We start from the raw sequence: 400 nt of genomic DNA on the forward strand, positions 1-400 counted from the left end.
TGATTTAGCCTTCAAGACCTTATGTTTGCTGTATGGGATCAGTCGTAAAACGGGCTACAAATGGGTGCAGCGCTATCACGCTTTGGGTATCAATGGCTTGCAATGGCAAAGTCGTCGCCCGCATCACTCAGCTGTCACCCCTTATGTAGTGCGTCAAGCGGTGCTGGAGTATCGCAATTACAAGGGCGATATCCTTGGTGCAAAGAAAATCCATCCGCTGTTGGCGACGCATTTCGACGAATCACTGCTTCCATCAAAGACGACGATTAACAATATTTTGAAAATAGCGGGCTGCGTCAAAACACGTCGTCGAGTTCAGCGTACTCCCCGCTCGATTCAACCGCTCAAGGCGGCTACGAGCGCGAATCAACTGTGGAGTGTCGACTACAAAGGGCAATTC

The 400-nt window shown here is 50.0% G+C and carries 1 protein-coding gene; it reads left to right on the plus strand.

Annotated elements, in window-relative coordinates:
• On the plus strand, positions 1-400 hold a 400-nt coding region (locus ACFQNF_RS16150), incomplete at both ends, for a helix-turn-helix domain-containing protein (protein WP_380188956.1).

The organism is Iodobacter arcticus (assembly GCF_042664895.1).
GTDB classification, from domain to species: domain Bacteria; phylum Pseudomonadota; class Gammaproteobacteria; order Burkholderiales; family Chitinibacteraceae; genus Iodobacter; species Iodobacter arcticus.